The following is a 22,077-nucleotide window of genomic DNA, read 5'->3' on the forward strand; positions in this document are numbered from 1 at the left end:
AGATCATCAATAAATCTGCAATTTAAAAGATAATAGTTGTCTCTAAATACCCGCGGTTTCTTTGATATAACGACGGGCTTTCACCGCATACTCAAATGGGTTAGCAAGAGCTGGGTCTTGTTCTGCTTCTACCACCATCCATCCTTGATAGCCTTTTTTGTCCAGCAAGCTAAATACTGGGCGGAAATCAATAACACCATCACCGGGAACTGTGAAAGAGCCTTTTTTCACACCATCAAGGAAGCTGAGTTTTTTCGCTTTAACTTCCGCAACAACTTCATCACGAACATCTTTTAGATGAACATGATTAATACGCGGTAAGTACTTCTCTAAAATAGCTAACATCGCTTCCTGACTGCCCTCGGAATAATAGGCATGACCAGTATCAAATAGCAGATAAACATCGTCGTTAACCATACTCATATAACGATCTATTTCTTCACTAGTTTGAATACCTGTCCCCATATGGTGATGTAAACACACCTGCATCCCTTTCGTGGCAGCAATTTTGGCTAACTCGTTATATCCATCCGCGATACGTTGCCATTCAATATCAGTAAAGTAAGGCTTCTCTTCAAAAACAGCTTTTGTGGTTCCCTGAATACTTTTGCTTTGTTCCGAGCAACCAATCACTTTTGCTCCCATGGCATAAAGAAAATTCATGTGGTTAGTGAATTCGTCAATAGTTTTGGCACGTTGATCATCAGCAAAGAAAGTGCTGAACCATGCATTGCAAATCTGTATACCACGTAGTTCAAGCATAGGTTTCAATACGTTAGGATCTCGTGGATATTTACTGCCAACTTCACTACCGGTAAACCCAGCCAGTGCCATTTCACTGATACATTGTTGGAAAGTATTTTCTTTGCCTAAATCTGGCATATCGTCATTCGTCCAACCAATAGGAGCGATTGCCAACTTCACACGATCTTTATTCATAATGAACCTCTGCGATACATCTAATTTATACAGATGAATACAATTAAAAGGTAATTAATTGCCCGTCCTTTAATGCAAAAAATAGTCTTTATTGAAATTTTAAATAGTGCCTAATACTCAGGCTACTATAGGGTTTTATTTACCCAACAATTCGCGTTCAATACGTTCGCGGGTAGCAACAGCCTGATGCACCATTTTTTCCGGATAACCAAAAAGAGAAATCAACTTCCCTTTCACTAATACTTATGTGTTGAAGAATCACGGCATTAACACCTAGCGGATTCACAATATAGCGGCAATGCTTCATGGTGACGGCAATCAATGCATGAGAAAGGTTATCACCAGCATATTTCAGCATACTGGCGACACTCCAAATCTTCATCGCACTCCCAGTTTCACGTGAGATATATGCAAGCTTGAGATAGGCCCGTTCGCCAATAAAAACCTGGCTATGCGACAGTTTGTTTGCTGACGCATAGTCAGCTGATATTGATATTATTTATTATAAAAAGTGGGCCGTGGCGGCAAACTTATCGGCACAATCTCGCCATTATCCTGCGCAGCAATACAGGCATCTGCGGTAACTGCAGCTGCAAAGCCATCCCAAGCAGAAGGCCCGGTGAGTTTTTCCGCTAACACATCGTTGATAAAGGCTTGTAACTCGACATCGTAGGCATCGATGAAACGATCTTTCCAGTCAGTGAGAATTTCATGTGATAAGCGAGCTTCGCTACGCAACAATACTGAAGAGGGTTCAGGTAATTTTGCAATACCATTATCGCCCACAACTTCACATTGAATATCATAGCCATACTGGCAGTTCACAAAAATCTCAACATCAATACGAGTCCCTTTAGCCGTTTCAAACAGCACGACTTGCGGGTCTTTCAGATGTGCTTTGGCATACTTGGCTTTACGCGGAAAAACAACCTGAACAGAGATATAATCATCATCTAATAGCCAGCGCAGTACATCAATTTCATGAATTAATGTATCAGTGATAGCCATGTTCGTGGTGTAGTTTTCACCCACTCGCGGGTTACGGTGAGCGCAATGTAACATTAATGGCTCGCCAATCTTGCCACTGGTAATGACCTCTTTCAGTGCACGATAACCCTGGTCATAAGGTCGCATAAACCCGACTTGAACCAATCGTTTACCTTGTGCAGTTTCCGCTTCTACAATTCGCTTACATCCTTCAGCGGTAATCGCTAAGGGTTTTTCACAGAAAACGTACTTACCCGCAGCAACCGCCGCCAACACGAACTCTTCGTGACTTGGCCCCCAAGAGGTAACTAACACCGCATCCACTTCTTTTGCATTAATCACTTCATAGCCATCAGCATATATATTCGCTTCAATACCCAAGTCACGAATAACATTAGTGGCATGCTCACGATTAATATCTGTTACAGCGACTACGCGACCACCCTGCAAAACCTTGCTACAACGGCGAATATGATCCTGGCCAATAGCCCCTGTTCCAATCACACCAATATTTAACGACATATCATTTCCCTCATGAAGTTTCGGTTTGCAGGTGATACCTGCTAGTTGTACGACTTCACATCCAGATCAAACGTCCCCACCATCTTTCAAGTTGAAGATGTGTTCACGCAAATAACTTAATTGTGTAGATTCATGGGGATTATGAGTCTCATCAGAGGCTCATCCTACGGGCCAGCGCAAGCACTAATAATCACGAGCTTTAGCGATATTTTGCTCTAATACCCGCACTATGGCGTCCGTCCTTTCACTATCAGAAACCTGAGCAACCCCGACTCGCCACCAACTCAAATACTTATGCACCATGGTTTTTGGCAGAACTTTTATGTCGATCAAAGTTGAAACCGTTTGCATACGGGCATCTGCCAATGCATCGATCAGTTGTTGTTCAGTAGAAACACGGTATGTCTTACAACCATAAGCCGCAGCCAGCATGGCAAAATCTACCGGAACAAAATCACCATCGAGTTGGCCAGTTTCCTGATTACGGAAACGGAACTCAGTGGCGTAGCTGTCCATCCCATGTTCCATCTGGAGATTATTGATGCAGCCGTTTGTCATGTTATCGAACAACACCACGTTAATTTTGCAGCGCTCTTGGATGGATGTGACCAACTCAGAATGCAGCATCATGAAAGCACCATCGCCGACTAACGAATAAACTTCGCGATCGGGTTCGGCCAGCTTCACACCTAATGCAGCACTGACTTCATAACCCATACAGGAGTAACCATATTCGACGTGATATCCATTACTCCCTTTTGTGCGCCACACTCGCTGCAAATCACCGGGTAAGCTGCCGGCGGCGGCAACAATGATGGCATCTTGAGGTAATTGGTTATTTAGTATCCCGATAACCTGGCTTTGTGTTAGAGACGAGCCGGTTTTATTGATGAATTCAGCAAATACCTGTTCACGATCTAAATGGTCATTAATTTCAGGAGTGAAATCATCGGCGCTGTATTCCACCTGGTAGACCCGCTTCGTCTCCGCTAATTGTTCAGCACGCATCCGCGCAATTTCACCGCCCCAATTCGCCAGATAACCAGTACTACCGAGTTGTTGATGCAATGCTGATAATGCTTCTCGCGCATCCGCTAATAATTGCAAACCATCCAGTTTTCCAGCATCGAACGCACTAACGTTAATATTGAGGAATGAAACATCCGGATTCTGGAACAACCACTTAGATGAGGTCGTAAAGTCGGTATAGCGAGTGCCAATACCAATCACGAGATCAGCTTGTTTTGCCAATGTGTTAGCCGCAAGACAGCCGGTTTCACCTATGCCGCCGAGATTCAGTTCATGTTCGGAGCTGATTGTGCCTTTACCGGCTTGTGTTTCTACCCATGGCAAACCAAAACATTCCGCAAATCGTTGCAATGCCTGACCGGCTTGTGAATATTTAACCCCCCCGCCACATACCAAAATCGGTTTACGTTTTGAGGTCAGCAAAGCAATAGCATCAGCCAACATAGCAGCGCTGGCTGGCCGCCGGTCAAGGCGATGAATGCGCCTTTGGAAGAAATAGTCAGGATAATCATAAGCTTCCGCCTGAACATCCTGCGGTAGACAAAGTGTTACAGCCCCCGTTTCTGCTGGGTCAGTTAGGACTCGCATGGCATTAAGACACGCGCTCATCAACTGTTCTGGCCGTGTAATGCGATCCCAATATTTACTGACGGGCTTAAAGGCATCATTGGTACTGATACTCAGATCATGCGATTGTTCAATCTGCTGTAGTACGGGATCAGGTTGACGCGATGCGAACACATCACCAGGAAGCAATAGCAATGGGATCCGATTAGCCGTTGCAGTAGCGGCAGCAGTAACCATGTTGGCACTACCTGGCCCGACAGATGATGTACAAGCATAAATTTGCTGACGTAATTTTTGTTTTGCAAACCCAGTAGCAGCATGTGCCATTCCTTGTTCATTTCGCCCTTGATGAACCACTAACTCGCCGCAATCTTGTTCTAGCGCCTGCCCGACCCCCAGTACATTGCCATGGCCAAAAATAGCAAAAATCCCTTTGATAAATTTGATTTCCTGACCATCAACTTGCAGGTATTGATTGTCCAAAAACCGGACTAATGCCTGTGCTGTGGTTAGCCGAATCTTATTCATTTACCCATCCTTTGCTCTGTTTGCGCGATACCATGGTGGCCGAGTATTTTCAGCCCCTGAGGATACGTTTGCCGGAGAGAAGAAGCAGACTTTGGTAACTTTCTCTATGTTGACAACAATAAGGTGAAACATAGCAGAGATTATAAACAAATATTTTTTTCATAAAATCACATTACAGAAAAAATATTTCATTATGCGATGAAGATCAAATAATCTGAGAAACACTGAAACAGCGCAACCTTCGTCTACTCATTAGAAATAGCAGCACGCAGCCCTCACCAAGCATATAATTAATTAATTGATATTATTAAGTTATTAATATATTTGATACCTTGTATTTCCCATAAGAAAACCACCAATAACTTGCACTATTCTTTGGTGTAAACCCTATTCTTGAGCGTTAAATAAGGCTTTTATCCGTGTCACATAACCGGGGAATAAATTTCATTTAATCTTGAAGTTGAAATTTTTATTCCTCATACTGGTTTCAGAAACGTTAATACAGGTTTATTTCATCGGTCATTGTCGGGGTTTGATTTAATACAGAAGGAAATGGGGATGGGTACACAACACAAAGTGCTGGATGTCATATGTATCGGGCGAATCGCCGTCGATTTTTATGGGCAACAGATTGGTTCCCGGCTGGAAGATACCAGTACATTTGCCAAATACTTAGGAGGGTCATCAGGTAATGTCGCCTATGGTACGGCAATTCAAGGCTTGAAGTCAGGTATGTTGGCACGTGTCGGCGATGAGCATATGGGCCGATTTCTACGTGAGGAATTACAACGTGTTGGGGCCGATACCCGTTTCCTTATTACTGATAAGCAACGACTAACCGCTTTAGTTATTTTGGGCATTAAAGATAAAGAGACTTTTCCACTTATTTTTTACCGTGAAAACTGCGCAGATATGGCGCTAACACCGGATGATATTGACGAGTCTTATATCGCTTCATCACGAGCACTCGCTATCACGGGTACACACCTTTCGCACCCTAATACACGCGCAGCTGTATTGAGAGCATTAGATTATGCGCATAAGAATGGGCTACGAACAGCCCTGGATATTGATTATCGCCCGGTATTATGGGGGCTAACTTCACTGGGTGACGGTGAAACACGTTTTATTGAATCGGAAAAAGTGACTCAACAATTGCAAGAAGTCCTACACCATTTCAATTTAATTGTCGGCACCGAAGAAGAATTCCATATTGCCGGAGGTAGCACGGATACCCTGGTAGCCCTACAAAATGTACGTAAAGCAACACAAGCGACACTGGTCTGTAAGCGCGGAGCACAGGGTTGTTCAGTGTTCGAAGGAGAAATTCCCCTCAGTTGGGAGTTCGTCAAACTCCATTCTGGCGTTCGCGTAGAAGTGCTCAATGTATTGGGGGCCGGTGACGCCTTCATGTCTGGCTTGCTGCGCGGTTATCTTAATGATGAAAGCTGGGATCAAGCTTGTCGCTATGCTAATGCCTGTGGCGCACTTGTTGTTTCACGTCATGGCTGCGCACCTGCCATGCCGACCAAAATAGAATTAGACGATTACCTTAGCCACGAGCACTCCGTACCGTACCCTGATCGTGATGCCCACCTTAATCATTTGCATCGGGTGACAACCCGTAAACAGCAGTGGCCAGAACTGTGTGTTTTTGCTTTTGACCACCGCAAACAGCTGGCCGACATGGCCCGTGAGGCGGGAGTGAGTGAAGGCCGTATCCCTAAACTCAAAACTTTATTATTGCAGGCTGCACAACAAGCAGCTCAAGAATCTGGGCTGGAGCATAAAAGTGGCATTCTGGCAGACACGACTTACGGGCAGGAAGCACTCAATACCATTACTGGCCAAGGGTGGTGGATTGGCCGCCCAATTGAGTTGCCTAGTTCAAGGCCATTACGCCTTGAGCATGGCAATATTGGTTCCCAACTCATTGATTGGCCGCTGGAACATGTTGTGAAATGTTTAGTCTTTTATCATCCTAAAGACAGTGAGGAGCTACGCCAGCAGCAGGATGAAGTGATTGTTGATGTTTACCGCGGATGCTGTAAATCGGGGCATGAATTACTGTTAGAAGTCATTTTACCTGAAGACAATAAAGATAAAGATGAGCGTTATTACATCGAAACTATGGCTCATTTTTATGAGCTAGGTATTCAGCCAGATTGGTGGAAACTGCCCCCCCTTAGTGCAGAAAACTGGCAGCAAGTGGGTAAACTGATTGAAACCCAAGATCCCTATTGCAGAGGCGTATTAATTCTTGGATTAGATTCTCCAGAAGCTACATTAAAAGTAGGTTTTGCTGCGGCAGCAAAAGCTCCATGGGTTAAAGGTTTTGCTGTCGGCCGCACAATCTTCGGCCAGGCATCTCGGCATTGGTTGCAAGGTGAACTGAGTGATGCGGAATTAATCAAACAAGTGAAACAAAATTATCAAACACTAATAGGTTATTGGCGAGACTACCGCCCAGTAGACTGAGTTAAATACCACTTTATTAGCGCTGCCGTGGAAACCCGTCAGCGCCATTATGCTGCCATCTGCATTGTTTCATCCTTATCAGCCTGAAAAAATCCTGATTTTTGTCAAACTTAATAAAGTAATACCTTTTGCTTACAACCATTTCCTTTATTATGGTTTAGTGAATAATTTGAATTCGCAATGAAATAAAAACAAATGCAAACATCAATAAATGAAATTTTCCAACCATCTGTTAGAATACCAGACAGATATACCCAAAACTTGCAGTTGCGGCCTGGTAAAGCGGGCAAATCCCGATGAACTTACGTAAATAAGTGATTCAGCTGAGTATATGTAGCTAACCACTCTGCAACATCAAGTACGACGTGAATAACCCTTGAATTTTCCTCTGCCGTGGGCCGAATGGATGAATAACCCTACTCAACTATCATTGTTACAAGACCAGATTCGTCATCGTTATGAGACATTAAGCAAACGCTTAAAACAAGTTGCCCGTTATATATTGGATAACAGTAATAGCATTGCATTTGATACAGTTGCCTCCATTGCGGCTCAAGCTAGTGTGCCACCATCAACATTAATTCGGTTTGCAAATGCCTTCGGTTTCAGTGGTTTTAACGAAATGAAACAGGTATTTCGCCAACACTTGATGGAGGAAACGGTTAACTATACCGAACGTGCACGGTTATTCCGTCAAACCTCAACCGACGGCAACACTGCACCAGAGAAACCTGCTGAAATACTGAATGTATTCACAATGGTAAATGCGCAAGCTCTGCAACAACTGGCGGTGCAAACCAATGCAGAACAATTGGATAAAGCAGTTGAGTTGTTGAATAACGCTGAAAATATCTACGTGATTGGTTTGCGGCGCTCTTTCAGCGTTGCTTCTTACCTGACCTATGCATTGCGTCATTTAGAACGCAGAGCCTTTCTGATTGATGGGCTAGGTGGAATGTTCGCGGAACAATTGAGTATGGTAAAACCCAAAGACGTGGTTATTGCCATCAGTTATTCACCCTATGCACAAGAAGCATTAGAACTGGTTGAATTGGGTGCGAAAAGTGGTGCCCAGCAGATCGCCATTACTGATAGTCAGGTAAGCCCATTAGCGGCTTTCAGCGATGTCTGTTTTGTGGTGAGAGAAGCACAAGTTGATGGGTTCCGTTCCCAAGTGGCCTCTATGTGTTTGGCGCAAACATTGGCGGTTTCATTGGCGCTCAATAACGCAAAAGAGTAAGTCTTCGGGTAAGGTCATCAGGCTCGTCAGAGCCAAATATCATCTTCGGGGATCAATAATATGGGTAGCAGCCCGCCTACCCATTCAATTAATTCTTCAAGCAGCGGCTTAGTTTTTTTCTATCGGATATTGATCACTATTGATCCAAGCATGATCTTTTTCCCAAGTGAATTTCCATAACCGTACAGGCCCCGCCATAACATTTAAATAATAGCTGTCATAGCCTGCCAATGTTGCCACTGGGTGGTACCCCTTTGGTACCTTCACAACATCGCGATTGTAAACTGGCATACATTCATCCAGTGAGCGATCGTCGGTATAAACCCGCTGTATGCAAAAACCTTGTTCTGGATTTAATCGGTGATAGTAGGTTTCTTCCAGATAAGTTTCATCTGTAGCATTTTCCTGATCATGTTTATGACTTGGGTAAGAACTGGTGTTCCCCTCATCGGTATAAACTTCAACCACCAGCAAACTGTCTGCGGGCTTATTGTCAGGTAAAATGTTATGAACTAACCGCTGGTTACGCCCTTTACCTCTCCGCTCCACCCCCACATCTGCCGGTGTTATCAGGCGGGAAGGTAAATGGCCACGGCTAGGGGCTCGGCAGACGGCTAATTCTAAATCGGTCTCTGCCACAACTTTCACATGATCATGATGTGGAACATAAACAGAATAAGGAGGTATTCGTTCGAAAGGGCTCATACGTTTGCCAATGTGCGGATATTCAGCACGCCGTGTTGATACCGAGCCAACTCCAGCTATCAAGACAAGACAAAGTTCATTATCAGCACTGTCCAGAACCAACGTTTTTCCAGCTATCAGGTGGTAAACATCAAACCCAACAAAACGCCATCCTGCGTTCTCCGGTGAAATATGCTGAATGCGCCCGTCCGCATCCGATGGCTGACATTTGGCAAGCAGTGACGACATGGTAATTCTCCTGTTAACAACATGGAATTATTCTAATGAATACCCTCAGGTAGTATTAACCCAGTGTTGGCATACTATATTCTGAGACAGTTTGCTGGCCAGTTGGCCAACGGGCTGTCGTTGTTTTCATTCGTGTGTAAAAACGTACGCCATCAGTACCATGGACATTTAATGCTCCGAATACAGAACGTTTCCAACCACCAAAACTGTGAAACGCCATTGGTACTGGAACAGGCACATTCACACCGACCATCCCTGCCTGAACTTCATGTACAAACTGCCGCGCATAGTGGCCATTACTGGTAAAAATAGCGCTCCCATTACCAAACTCATGACTATTCACAGTATTAATTGCAGTTTGGTAGTCAGGAACTCTAACTATTCCTAATACCGGGCCAAATATTTCTTCCCGATAAATCTTCATATCCGGAGTGACATGGTCAAATAATGTGCCGCCGACATAGAACCCTTGCTCATAACCAGCGACCTTATAATTTCGACCATCGGTGACTAGCGTCGCACCTTCTTTGACTCCTTCATCAATGTAACCAAGGACTTTTTTCTGATGGACTGCTGAAATTAACGGCCCCATTTCATTTTCTTCCCCGCCTTGCTTTATGCCGGGGCCAACACGCAAGTTGGCAATGAGTGGTTTTAATTTCTCAATTAGCTTATCTGCCGTACTCTCACCAACAACAACAGCAATAGGCAATGCCATACAACGTTCACCGGCTGACCCAAATGCCCCTCCCATCAAGGCATTAACTGTCGCATCTAAATCAGCATCAGGCATGATAATCGCTTGGTTTTTCGCAGCACCAAAGGCCTGAACACGTTTACCGTGCGCACTGGCAGTGGTGTAAATATGTTCGGCAACAGTAGAAGAACCCACAAAGCTTACGGCTTGAATTCGCGGATCTGTACAGAGTTGTGCCGCACTTTCATTTGAGCAGTGAATAACATTGAAGACGCCATCAGGTAAGCCCGCCTCCGTCAACAACTCAGCCAAACGAACCGACGCAGAAGGGTCCAGTGCAGGCGGTTTCAGAATAAAAGTATTACCGCACGTTAATGCGATGGGAAACATCCACATCGGCACCATCGCAGGAAAGTTAAATGGTGTGATTCCAACAACTACCCCCAAAGGTTGCATCATTGAGAAGCAATCAACTCCGGTACCTACATCTGCTGAGTATTCCCCTTTCAATAAGTGTGGGATACCACAGGCGAATTCGACGACTTCCAGGCCGCGAGTAATTTCACCTAACGCATCGGAATAGACCTTACCGTGCTCACGGACAATCAACTCCGCCAGTTCATCACGATGTTGTTCAATCAATGTTTTAAAGTTGAACATAATGCGGGCGCGGCGCAGAGGAGTGGTTTGTGACCAACGGGAAAATGCCTGATGAGCAATGCCGATAGCCTGATGAACCTCTTCAGCAGTACTTTGCGTCACTTGGCTTTCAACTTTACCGGTGGCTGGATTATGAATATCGGCAGTTAGATTGCTAGAGCTCAGAGAATTCTTCCCACCGATAAAGTTACTCACGATTTTCATGTCTCACCCTCTTCTTAATAGCGGCTATCGCAAGGGTCATTGAAAATGGCTATATGCCAGACACCTAACGAACCATGCGCTCAATCAGTAAAGGTTATCTTGGGGTAGAGCCAAGATAACCCGCAAGGCGACCAGCCGCCCGAAAAGCAAAATACCAGCCGATATGCAGACTCTATGCTATTGAAAAAAAAGTTTCAAATAACTTTCTTTAGAAATTTTATTTTGTGCGACACATCGCAAGTTCCTGCAAGAGATACGCGCAACTGTCAAAATCTCCAGAGTAGCTACGCAATTCTTTCACATGGCTGCAATTTCTCGTTTTTTTATTATAATTACACCCGTAAAGTGAAAAAAAACACACGTTATTATTGAGTTCTTTGCCGCATAAGTGATTTTAACAAGGCTTTTTTCAACTTGATATTTGAACTAGATCTAAAAATTAATATTTCGTTATTTAATTAAAATGAAATGAATGTTCTTATAAAATCAGTATGCACGTTACTTCAATCCAACTCCTGCTCCAAGTTATTCACTCAACAGGTTAAAACAGCAGGTTGGCGACAAAGGACACAAAACGGAGTTTTTATGGCATATCAACAAAAAAGGAATACCGGCTATGTGTTGCGGATCTGCGGCATTGCCGCTCTCGGTGGCATTTTATTCGGCTACGACACTGCAGTTATCTCGGGTGCGATAGATTCACTGAAAAGCTACTTCAATCTTAGCCCTGCGGAAACTGGCTGGGCAGTATCTAATGTCGTTATCGGTTGTGTTATCGGCGCATTTATTTCCGGGCCCATTGCGGGTCGATGGGGGCGTAAAAAAGCCCTGATACTGGCCGCGGCCCTATTTACTATCTCCGCTATTGGCGCTTCACTGGCGACAACCTTCACCATATTTGTCATCTACCGAATTATCGGCGGCTTAGCAGTTGGCCTGGCTTCAACCGTTTCCCCGATGTATATGTCTGAAGTCTCGCCCAAAAATATGCGCGGACGCGCACTAAGCATGCAGCAGTTTGCCATTGTATTTGGGCAGATAGTGATTTTTTACGTTAATTATAAAATAGCCAGCCAAGCTACCGAGCTATGGTTAATTGAATATGGTTGGCGTTGGATGATCGGCTCTGCTGTTATTCCCTGCGCACTGTTTTGTATCTTTGTGTTCTTTATTCCGGAGTCCCCACGTTGGAATGTTATGGTCGGGCGAGATGAGCAAGCATTAGCCATGCTAACTAAGGTATCCAATGCCAGCCATGCCCAGAACGTGCTGAGCGAAATAAAAATATCACTCGCGGAAGATAGGCAACAACATAAAAGCCGGTTGAACTACGGTGATTACAGAGTGCGTTTCATTATTTTTGTCGGCTGCATGCTGGCGATGCTACAACAAGTTACTGGCGTTAACGTAATGATGTATTACGCTCCTGTCGTACTAAAAGTTGTCACCGGTAATATGCAAGAAGCGCTTTTCCAGACTATCTGGCTTGGTGTGCTCCAATTGATCGGCTCCATTATAGGCGCAATGTTGATGGATCGTATGGGGCGCTTACCGCTGATGCGCTTTGGTACTATCGGCACTATCCTCGGGTTACTTATCACCTCTTTTGCCCTTTACAACCAATCAACTGGTTATCTGGCGCTGTTCGGCATGTTGTTCTTTATGATTTTCTACGCACTGTCATGGGGGGTGGGAACTTGGGTGCTAATTTCTGAAATATTCCCCAACCGTATGCGAGCACAAGGTATGAGTATTGCGGTCGGTTGCATGTGGGTTGCCAATTTTGCCGTCTCACAAAGCTTCCCGATGATGAATGAACAACCTTACCTTTCCTCTCAGTTCCACGGAGCCTTCCCAATGTGGATTTTCGCTCTCTGTTGTTTGTTCAGCTATTGGTTTATCTGCCGCTTTGTACCTGAAACTAAAGGTGTGGCACTGGAACACATGGAAGAAGCCATGCTGGCCAAAAGGGTTAAAACTACTATATCAGCAGTTGTATCAACGACTTCCAATGGGAGTAAATAATTCTTTTAACAGACACACTTGCCTATTGGGCAGCCACTTTTCGGGTTGCCCAATAGGCAAGTCAATATATCTCAGCACCTATAATTGCAGGAGCAGGAGCAAAAACCATGCCTATCCCACAAGATCGTTTCTGTATTAATCGCAAAATTGCCCCTAATTTAAATATCGAAAGTTTTTTCCGTCTGGTGAAGAAATGCGGGTTAAATAAAGTTGAGTTACGCAATGACATGCCAAGCGGAAAAATCGCAGATGAGTTGAGCACAGCACAACTCAATGCACTAACCGATAAATATGAAATCGAAATTATTACTATCAATGCATTACAATATTTCAATCTGCCAGAGCACCGTTCCGCGCTACTGAAAGAGGCGGAAAGTATGCTAAAGCAAGCCAAAGAAATTCGTTGCCACGGAATTATTTTATGCCCCAATTGTAACGCCAATGACCGGCGTTCATCTGAGCAAAAAGAGCAAGACACACTGGATGCTTTAATGCTGCTAGCCCCACTATTTAAAAAATACCAAGTGACCGGGCTGGTGGAGCCTTTAGGTTTTACCATCAGTTCATTACGTTCTCATCTACTAACCCAATCTATTATCCGCAAATCAACAGCCCCGTATAAAATGGTATTAGATACCTTCCATTACTACCTGAGTGATATCGCTCAGACCGAGTTCGACGCTCATATCGACGTCAATGCCATCGGGCTGGTGCATATTTCCGGTGTCGAAGAGATACGTTTGAAATCAACACTGACAGATGAAGATCGCATTATGTTGAGCGAACGGGACAAACTGAACAGTAAACAGCAAGTCGCTAATCTTGAGCGGTTGGGGTATCAGGGAATATATGCTTTTGAACCGTTTTCATCACAATTGAATACTTGGTCAGAAGCCGATATTGAAAGGGAGATTCACCAAAGTATTGCGTATTTACAACCCTAATATACCAAGCAAATACTGAGGGCTGATGAAGATAACCAAACTTAGCCGGTTTGTATCAGAATTTAAAATATATCATCGGGATATCTACTTACTTGGATATCCCGAATACAGCTTATAAGGTTTATATCTGCTTTATTTTTGTCCTCACCCCATCTATTTGGCTCTTCTGCCTCCCCATCGTACAACCAGGCTCGCGGCTCCTGCGAAAGTAATGAGGACGACAACGTAAGTCCATCCCATTTTTTCCAGGATCAAGCTCCCCAAGGCAGAACCAATAGCCATCCCGACAAACATACCTGTGAATAACAGTGCATTAAGTCGGCTACGAGCGGCGGGTTCCAGGCCATAAATAATAGTTTGATGCGCTACCAGCGTGGCCTGAATACCAAAGTCAAACCCAATGGCACTGATGACAATAAGCCCTATTTGAAATTGAAATGACAACAGCGGCAAAAGGAAAAGAGCAACAAAGGACAGTGTGGCCAAACTCGCGCCAATCAAAGTAACCACTTGCGGGCCGCGACGGTCTGCCAATGCCCCTGCTAATGGTGCGGCCAATGCCCCTGCGGCTCCGGCAAGGCCAAACGCCCCCGCAACAGCACTACCGAGATGATAAGTATTCTGTAGCATCACCGCCAGAGTTGACCAGAAAGCGCTGAACCCTACAGACAGTAATCCTTGTGATATGGTCGCCCGGCGTAAATCTTTAAACTGAAGCCATAAGTGACTCATTGAGGCGAATAATGCGGGATAACTCAGAGTTGAAGTCGCCGACACTCGCGGCAAGCAGCGCCATATCACCAATGTTATCAGAATAACTGATAGCGCTGCGCCCACATAAAGTGACCGCCAACCGAAGTATTCTGCGACAAAACCACTCAACACCCGTGATAATAAAATCCCCAATAGCAGGCCAGTCATGACTGTACCGACCGTTCTACCCCGTTGCGCTGCCGAAACCAATGAGGCAGATGCTGGGACGATATCCTGAGCCATGGTAGCAGCAATCCCGACAACAAAACTGGTCACCAGCAACCCACTGATTCCAGGAACAAAACCACAGAATAATAATGCCGCCGCAAGCAAAATACCTTTTAATAAAATGATAATCCGGCGGTCATGACGATCCCCCAGCGGGGCAAGCAGCAGTATGCCTAAAGCATAACCAATCTGTGTCAGTGTCGGAACCATACCCAGCATACCGACACTGGCGTGTAAATCAGCGCCCATAACGCCCAGTAGCGGCTGGCTGTAATAAATAGATGCGACGCTAAGACCTGCACCTGTCGCCAACATCAGAACTGTCCGGCTGGATAGGGTTTTCTTCGCTTTTTCTGTGTGGGGCACTACGGTTTGAATGACTGACATGATGGCTACCTGTAATGATATTTAGCCTGTATTTTTACGGGTGTGGACATATATTGGTAGTCGCCTGAAGAGTAAAACTGTTATACGCTTAGCGTATGACAGAATCTAATTTAGCGGGCATTGACCGTATAGAGTTGATGCAAACATTCATTCGTATCGTCGAAGCCGGGAGTTTATCCGGAGCGGCTGCACGCATGGGCACCAGTCAACCGACTATCAGCCGCCGTTTGCAGACTTTAGAGCGCTTGCTTGGCCTGAAATTATTGCAGCGCACGACTCATATCATGAAGTTGACTGACGATGGTGAACGTTGTTATTCCCATGCTAAAGAACTGGTTGAAAGCTGGAATGCGATGGAAGATGACCTTCGTAGCGCGTCAGATGAGCCCAGAGGATTACTGCGTGTTTTGGTTCCACATGCTTTCGGGCAAGACCAATTAATCAAACCACTAAAAGACTATTTATACCAATACCCGAAAATGTCCGTTGAATGGATGTTAAATGATCGTCGGCCAGACTTTATTGCGGAAGGTATTGATTGCGCTATTCAAGTTGGTGCCGTGACCGACCCCTCCGTCGTGGCGGTCTTACTGGCTGAAGTACCACGTATCGTGATTGCTGCCCCTGAATTACTGAATAATAGGCCGGTACCAACTCACCCCGAACAATTACAGGACTTTCACTGGCTGGCATTAAATTCGTTTTACCGTAATGAAGCCGTTTTGAGTCATAAAAAGAATGGCGAAATCTATCGTCTTTCCATCCAGCCACAATTGAGTACTGACAGCCTGTATGCTTTACGTAACGCCGCATTAGCCGGATTAGGTGCTGGGATTGCATCAACATGGGTAATAAGTGATGACCTCATAAAAGGCCGACTCGTCCATCTAACACCTGATTGGCAGGGATTACCCTTACCGATATATTTGGTTTACCCTCATGCCAGCTATTACCCAGCCAGATTGCGGGCATTTCTGGATATTATGCGCCAAGCCATGGCAAGCTTGGCAGGAACACAGCGCCCCACCAAAAAAAGCAGAGATAAATAACAGTAACAATGTCATATTTATTTATCCAACCGCGATTAAAACATGAATCTCTATATCAACAGCAACATAATTAGTATTATTAGATTTCTATGGCAACTAAATTTAAAAACATATTGTTTTATTCACGGTACATATTACAAAAAAGAAACGTATTTTTACGTGACAATAATATAATCTTTTGTAATATTCATTGGTATCTTAATAAAATGAGTGTCCTACAATGATAAAATTAATAATTACAGATCTGGATGGGACTTTTCTCGATGACAATGGGGATTATAATCGAGAAATGTTTCAGAATGTCAAAAAAATCATGGCTCAGAAAGGCGTCCATTTTGCGATATGCACGGGTAAGCAATGTGAGCGTGTAGAAGAGCTTTTCAATGATGATGCCGAGCAATTTTGGATTTTGGGTGATAGTGCCACCAGAATAAAATACAAAAATGAATATATTTATCAGTCACTTATTAAAAATAAACTTGGATTGAAAATAATTTCTACTTTAGAAGCTATTAATAAAGAGCCCGTCATTATTGCTTGTACATCAGAAGGTGCATTTATTAAGAGTTCGGTATCTAGCGACATGGAAAACAAAATTAAAAAATCATATGCTAAAGTGACAAAAGTTGATGATTTTTCTCAAGTAATTTATGATTTTGTCAAAATATCTGTTTATGACGAAAAGGGTCGCTGCCCTGATTTTAAGCCTCATCTACACGAGTTCTTCGATAAAGCCTATATTGTTGTATCTGAAGATGCCTGGATTGATATTGCCGATGTCGGTGTGCATAAAGGGCATACCGTTGAAATACTGCAAAATTTATTGGGTGTTAATAAAGATGAAACCATGGTATTTGGCGATGGACTGAATGATATTGAATTGATGGAAAGATCTACATTCAGTTTTGCCATGCGTAATGCTTTCGAAGAAACTAAATCTGCTGCAAATTTCATTACGGGCAGAAATACAGAGAGTGCCGTTATGTTAACGATCCAAAGAATGCTGACACTTCAGTAAGATAATAAACTCAATTAGCCTACCGGGTTTATTAGGGAGGTCAGGGCACAGCATGTGCAGAGAGATTTATCTGAACTTATCGATTTAAGTATTTGCAACTCTGCCTTGCTGTTTATCTAAATAAATCCAACCCTGACTGCCCTACTTTATTATTTTCTAACTTACTGCCGTGTCGGGATAATAATGGTCACCCTCACCAATCAATACCTTTTTGCGCCTTAATTCCACTATCAAACGCGTGTTTAACTGGCCGTAACTCACTGACGGTATCTGCAAGCTCTATAATATCACGATGACAAGCTCGCCCAGTGATAATAACACCTTGGTTCTTAGGCCGATTTATCAGCACAGCCATCACCTCATCCAACGATAAATAGCCGTAGGTGACCATGTAAGTCAATTCATCCAGCACCACAAGCTCGTAACTGGGATCAGACAACATCCGGCAGCCCTGTTGCCACACCTCTTTTGCCGCCAGAGTATCGGCTACTTTATCTTGTGTATCCCAGGTAAAACCCGTCGCCATAATATGAAACTCAACACCATTGCGTTCCAGCAGGTTGCGTTCACCATTTTCCCACGTTCCCTTGATAAACTGGAGTGCGCCTACCCGCATACCATGACCAACAGCCCGGGTTGCGGTACCAAAAGCGGCAGTAGTTTTCCCTTTGCCATTACCGGTAAATACCATAATAATGCCACCGGTTTGGGTCGCGTGCGCAACACGGGCCTCAATGTGATCTTTAAGATGTTGCTGCCGCTGTTGATACCGTTCTTCACTCACAGTGATACCCTCGCATAGAAACTATTGCTGACAGCCAGCACATGCCTTCATCTGGATCTGGTCAAAGAAAGAGTTACCTTTGTCATCCAGGAGAATAAAAGCGGGAAAGTTTCTAACCTCCATTTTCCACACAGCTTCCATCCCCAATTCTGGATACTCAATACATTCCAGACTTTTGATATATTCCTGTGCCAAAATAGCCGCAGAACCGCCGATGCTACCCAGATAGAATCCACGGTGTTTCTGACAAGCTTCAGTGACTTGATGGCTACGATTACCTTTTGCCAACATGACCAAGCTGCCACCATGAGATTGAAAAAGATCCACATAAGGGTCCATGCGCCCGCCCGTTGTTGGCCCCATCGAACCTGAAACAAATTCGTCTGGCTTTTTCGCTGGCCCCGCATAATAGACAGGATGATCTTTCATGTACTGCGGTAATTCGCCCCCTTGATCTAAAAGATCTTTTAGTTTGGCGTGAACAATATCGCGCGCCACAATTAGCGGGCCATTAAGTGACACTCGAGTAGATACCGGATAGCGGGAAAGTTGCTGACGAATGTCATCCATCGACTGATTAAGATCGATATTCACTACCGTCCCTTCATTATTCACGCGCAAGTGCTCAGGAATATAACGTTCAGGATGGCGCTCCAATTTTTCGAGCCAAATACCCTCTTTGCTAATTTTGGCTTTGATATTGCGGTCAGAGGAACATGAAATAGCCATGCCTATCGGACAAGAGCCACCGTGGCGCGGCAAGCGAATAACACGTACATCGTGAGCAAAATACTTGCCACCGAACTGAGCACCTAAGCCAAACTCACGCGATGCCTGTAGCAACTCTTGTTCGAGTGCGGTATCACGAAACGCCTGACCATATTCATTACCTTCAGTCGGCAAATTGTCATAATATTTGGTTGACGCCAACTTTGCCGTCTTCAGTGTTAATTCAGCGGATGTTCCACCAACCACAAACGCAATGTGATAAGGAGGACAGGCAGCGGTTCCTAGCCCTTTCATTTTGTCGATTAAAAAAGCTTTGAGCTTTTTCGGTTCCAGAACAGCTTTGGTTTCCTGATATAACGCAGCTTTATTCGCAGAGCCGCCTCCTTTATTCACAAATAGAAAAGTATATTGCGCGCCGGGGGTAGCAAAAATATCAATTTGGCCGGGGAGATTGGTTCCAGTATTCACTTCGGTATACATATCTAACGCCGCATTTTGCGAATGGCGCAGATTATCGTGGCGAAAGGTGTTATAGATACCGCGGGATAAAGCTTGTGCATCATCACTATCTGTCCAAACTCGCTGGCCTTTTTTTGCCACAATAGTGGATGTGCCGGTATCCTGACAATTAGGTAGGATTCCTTTGGCTGAGATTTCTGCATTACGTAATAGCTGAAGCGCCACATATTGGTCATTTTCGCTCGCCAAGGGATCATGCAAAATAGCAGCAACTTGCTGTTGATGAGCAGGGCGAAGAAAAAATGAAGCATCATGAAAAGCTTGCTGAGACAACAATGTTAGAGCTTCAGGTTTAACTTTTAATATATCTTTACCTTCAACTTTAATAGTAGAAACATACTTATCTGTTAATAAGTAATATTCTGTTTCATCCTCAGAAAGAGGGAATGGATCTTGATAAAAAAAGTCATTTTGATACATTATTTTCACTCAATTAGCTAAATGATAAATAGCAAGCGGCACTTTCCATTAATTACCCTGGAAAGATTTTAGTAAAAAAATAATTAATACATCCGATGCATTACCCAGCCATTATTGATGGGATAAAATAAAAAGCAATTGTTCTATCTGCAATACATAATGCTTATTGGTTAATAAGTTTCTGATGAAACTTAATTGCATACAAACACATTATGTTCTTAACTCGCATTTTATAGGTAATCACTTTACGCACGAGTACGTTATAAAAATCAGTCCACCCACGTTCTCTTCAATTCTTCTTCTTTCGATTTATCGTGAATCCAGCGGCTGAATTTTTGCAAACTCCGTAGCCCTCTTTTTCCGTCCTTATAAGTCAGAACGAAATGGTTTCCCGTGCTCATCGGTAGATCACAAGGAATAACCATATCACCATTTTCTAAATCTTTATGAATAGCAAAACGGGGCAATAAAGCGACGCCAAGGTTAGAACGAACAGCAGAAATCAGCATTGATAAGAGATCAAAACGTGGCCCCATCCTGACTTTTGGACTATTAACACCTGACAATGCAAACCAGTCATACCAAGCATCCAAACGTGTTGTTTGATGAAGTAATGTTAATTCTTCCATCAATTGCTCCGCGCGCATCACCTTTTTGTCGTCACGCCACAACATACGGCTGCAAACTGGCACCAGTTCTTCTTCAAATAAATGCTCATTTTCTGCCCAGGGGCTACTAAAATCTTCACGCATAATTGCTGCATCATATTTCAAGTTCAAAAAATCAGCTGCTGTGGTGAGCGCAGTTAAATTGAGCACAATTTCCGGATGATTTTCATGAAAGCTACTGAGATTAGGAATAAGCCAATGTGTACTAAATGTGGGAGTTACTGCTAATTCCAGAACTTGTTGCGTCGACTGGTAAGACATAATACTTTGCGTATCTTTTTCCAGTTGTTCTAGTGTATCTCTGACCAAACCAAGGTAATAACGCCCGGCGTCATTAAGAAAAATCCGCTTACGGACATGGTGGAATAATGACACGTTAAGGAATTCTTCCAGGGCCGTAATTTGGCGGAAAACGGCACTTTGCGTCAACGCTAGTTTCTCTGCAGCTCTCGTGTAGCTTTCATATTGAGCGACCGCTTCAAACGTCACTAATAAGTCTGTTTTTGGAATTTTGTACCGCATGGTAACTCACCCATTATTTCATAAAATAATTAACTAAACCGTCGAATTTACCGAGATAGTTATATTAGAAATTAATATCGTGCTTTATTGGTTTTTTAACATACACAGTTTTATTTATATGGACATAGCTCTCGGTCGTTTTTGTGATAGTCTTCATAATTATAAATAATAAATGCAAGGTTAAAGTTAAAAACAAAAATAAATAATAAAAACATAACTAATGACAATGCAATAATAAATTCCCAAGGAAAATTAAACATCATATATTCTGAAGAGTTCATTCCGTAAAATGATTAAATAATGGGAGCGGGGTCAAGTATCGTATGCATCTATTGATGGATAATGGCGCGGTATTTTTAAGTTATTCGCTATTTATATAATATATTTTAGGTAATTAACGCTAAGAAATCTTACGCCGCATCTGCTATAAAGGTTGTTCTAATGAAAATAGGGAAAGTATTGTTAGTTGGCGCGGGGCCAGGGGATGCATCATTAATCACTGTAAAAGGATTATTTGCTATTCGTGAAGCTCAAGTTCTTGTTCATGACCGCTTAGTGAATTTAGAGTTAATTTCTCAAGCGCCACCAAATTGCCAGATTATTAACGTCGGAAAAACCTCTAACCACCACCCGGTTCCCCAAGAACAAATTAATAAAATCCTAATTGATTATGCTTTAGCGGGCAAAAATGTGGTGCGCCTCAAAGGTGGTGACCCTTACGTGTTTGGTCGTGGCGGTGAGGAAGCTGAAGCTCTTTCACACTATCAAATTCCCTTTGAAGTGGTTCCCGGTATCAGCTCTTCTATTGGCGGGCTGGCTTATGCGGGTATCCCCGTGACCCATCGTCATTATGCTTCCAGCTTTCATGTGGTCACCGGACACATGTGTCAGGGAAATGAGCCGCAGAATTGGAATGCACTGGCACAACTAGACGGCACGCTGATCGTGCTGATGGGCATGACCCGGCAAGAAGAGATTTGCCAATTGTTAATCCAGGGAGGAAAGTCACCTGATACCCCCGCTGCCGCCGTGATGTATGCCAGTCATCAACAGCAGAAAATAGCCAAAGGAACACTCAGCACACTAAAAGATGAAATCACACGTAAAAATCTACACGCGCCAGCGCTGCTGGTTATTGGAAACGTCGTCAATCTGAGTGATGTTTTAGCCTTTACGGCCCATCAAACCGATATCAATCATAAGTCACTGATGCAGTTAATATAATGTGTGATCTGCAAAATGATTTT

Annotated in this window: 16 protein-coding genes and 1 pseudogene; 7 read left to right on the plus strand and 10 right to left on the minus strand. The window is 43.7% G+C overall.

The features are described 5' to 3' along the window. Positions 1 to 42: 42 nt before the first annotated feature. The 4 genes and pseudogenes from iolE to iolD form a co-directional block, all read right to left on the minus strand. Positions 43 to 939, minus strand: coding sequence for a myo-inosose-2 dehydratase (gene iolE, locus F0T03_RS20570; protein WP_159680399.1), 897 nt, complete (start codon positions 937 to 939; stop codon positions 43 to 45). 135 nt (positions 940 to 1,074) lie between these two features. Further along, positions 1,075 to 1,306, minus strand: a pseudogene (locus tag F0T03_RS20575) (sugar phosphate isomerase/epimerase); the annotation flags it as partial. Positions 1,307 to 1,434: 128 nt separating this feature from the next. Then, positions 1,435 to 2,448, minus strand: a complete 1,014-nt coding sequence (gene iolG, locus F0T03_RS20580; protein ID WP_145553801.1) for a bifunctional inositol 2-dehydrogenase/D-chiro-inositol 1-dehydrogenase — start codon at positions 2,446 to 2,448, stop codon at positions 1,435 to 1,437. Between the two features lie 183 nt (positions 2,449 to 2,631). Continuing rightward, positions 2,632 to 4,572 carry a 3D-(3,5/4)-trihydroxycyclohexane-1,2-dione acylhydrolase (decyclizing) gene (gene iolD / locus F0T03_RS20585; protein ID WP_159680401.1) on the minus strand — a complete coding sequence of 647 codons (1,941 nt, stop codon included), beginning with the start codon at positions 4,570 to 4,572 and terminating at the stop codon, positions 2,632 to 2,634. Between the two features lie 558 nt (positions 4,573 to 5,130). Here iolD and F0T03_RS20590 point away from each other — a divergent pair. Further along, positions 5,131 to 7,050 carry a bifunctional 5-dehydro-2-deoxygluconokinase/5-dehydro-2-deoxyphosphogluconate aldolase gene (locus tag F0T03_RS20590; protein ID WP_162526994.1) on the plus strand — a complete coding sequence of 640 codons (1,920 nt, stop codon included), beginning with the start codon at positions 5,131 to 5,133 and terminating at the stop codon, positions 7,048 to 7,050. 406 nt (positions 7,051 to 7,456) lie between these two features. Further along, positions 7,457 to 8,290, plus strand: a complete 834-nt coding sequence (locus tag F0T03_RS20595; protein ID WP_159680403.1) for a MurR/RpiR family transcriptional regulator — start codon at positions 7,457 to 7,459, stop codon at positions 8,288 to 8,290. A gap of 108 nt (positions 8,291 to 8,398) precedes the next feature. Here the strand turns inward: F0T03_RS20595 and iolB are convergent, their stop codons facing one another. Both iolB and F0T03_RS20605 read right to left on the minus strand, forming a co-directional pair. Continuing rightward, positions 8,399 to 9,223: a 5-deoxy-glucuronate isomerase gene (gene iolB, locus F0T03_RS20600; RefSeq protein WP_159680405.1), complete on the minus strand. Its 825-nt coding sequence runs from the start codon at positions 9,221 to 9,223 to the stop codon at positions 8,399 to 8,401. A 55-nt stretch (positions 9,224 to 9,278) separates the two neighbouring features. After that, complete coding sequence (locus F0T03_RS20605) at positions 9,279 to 10,784, minus strand: CoA-acylating methylmalonate-semialdehyde dehydrogenase (protein WP_159680415.1); 1,506 nt, start codon at positions 10,782 to 10,784, stop codon at positions 9,279 to 9,281. A 468-nt stretch (positions 10,785 to 11,252) separates the two neighbouring features. On the opposite strand from F0T03_RS20605, the gene F0T03_RS20610 reads away from it, so the two are divergent. Both F0T03_RS20610 and F0T03_RS20615 read left to right on the plus strand, forming a co-directional pair. Continuing rightward, entirely contained in the window at positions 11,253 to 12,809 is a 1,557-nt protein-coding gene (locus tag F0T03_RS20610; protein ID WP_281347275.1) for a sugar porter family MFS transporter, read from the plus strand. Positions 12,810 to 12,916: 107 nt separating this feature from the next. Then, a complete protein-coding gene (locus F0T03_RS20615) occupies positions 12,917 to 13,753 on the plus strand; it encodes a TIM barrel protein (RefSeq protein ID WP_159680419.1) in 837 nt (278 codons plus the stop codon). Between the two features lie 153 nt (positions 13,754 to 13,906). Here F0T03_RS20615 and F0T03_RS20620 read toward each other — a convergent pair whose 3' ends face one another. Next, positions 13,907 to 15,121: an MFS transporter gene (locus F0T03_RS20620; RefSeq protein ID WP_145553789.1), complete on the minus strand. Its 1,215-nt coding sequence runs from the start codon at positions 15,119 to 15,121 to the stop codon at positions 13,907 to 13,909. Positions 15,122 to 15,216: 95 nt separating this feature from the next. Between F0T03_RS20620 and F0T03_RS20625 the strand changes: the two genes are divergently transcribed. Beyond that, entirely contained in the window at positions 15,217 to 16,170 is a 954-nt protein-coding gene (locus F0T03_RS20625) for a LysR family transcriptional regulator (RefSeq protein ID WP_159680421.1), read from the plus strand. Between the two features lie 220 nt (positions 16,171 to 16,390). Continuing rightward, the gene (locus tag F0T03_RS20630; protein ID WP_145556421.1) at positions 16,391 to 17,188 is read left to right on the plus strand and encodes an HAD-IIB family hydrolase; all 798 of its coding nucleotides are present in this window, start codon (positions 16,391 to 16,393) and stop codon (positions 17,186 to 17,188) included. 193 nt (positions 17,189 to 17,381) lie between these two features. On the opposite strand, the gene cobO is transcribed toward F0T03_RS20630, so the two are convergent. The 3 genes from cobO to F0T03_RS20645 form a co-directional block, all read right to left on the minus strand. After that, positions 17,382 to 17,972 carry a cob(I)yrinic acid a,c-diamide adenosyltransferase gene (gene cobO, locus F0T03_RS20635; RefSeq protein WP_159680423.1) on the minus strand — a complete coding sequence of 197 codons (591 nt, stop codon included), beginning with the start codon at positions 17,970 to 17,972 and terminating at the stop codon, positions 17,382 to 17,384. A gap of 21 nt (positions 17,973 to 17,993) precedes the next feature. Further along, complete coding sequence (locus F0T03_RS20640; protein ID WP_159680425.1) at positions 17,994 to 19,640, minus strand: fumarate hydratase; 1,647 nt, start codon at positions 19,638 to 19,640, stop codon at positions 17,994 to 17,996. A 269-nt stretch (positions 19,641 to 19,909) separates the two neighbouring features. Beyond that, a complete protein-coding gene (locus F0T03_RS20645; protein WP_145562218.1) occupies positions 19,910 to 20,830 on the minus strand; it encodes a LysR substrate-binding domain-containing protein in 921 nt (306 codons plus the stop codon). Positions 20,831 to 21,271: 441 nt separating this feature from the next. On the opposite strand from F0T03_RS20645, the gene cobA reads away from it, so the two are divergent. Beyond that, positions 21,272 to 22,054, plus strand: a complete 783-nt coding sequence (gene cobA / locus F0T03_RS20650; protein WP_145556147.1) for a uroporphyrinogen-III C-methyltransferase — start codon at positions 21,272 to 21,274, stop codon at positions 22,052 to 22,054. The last annotated feature ends 23 nt before the right edge of the window (positions 22,055 to 22,077 follow it).

This window comes from Yersinia canariae (genome assembly GCF_009831415.1).
GTDB classification, from domain to species: domain Bacteria; phylum Pseudomonadota; class Gammaproteobacteria; order Enterobacterales; family Enterobacteriaceae; genus Yersinia; species Yersinia canariae.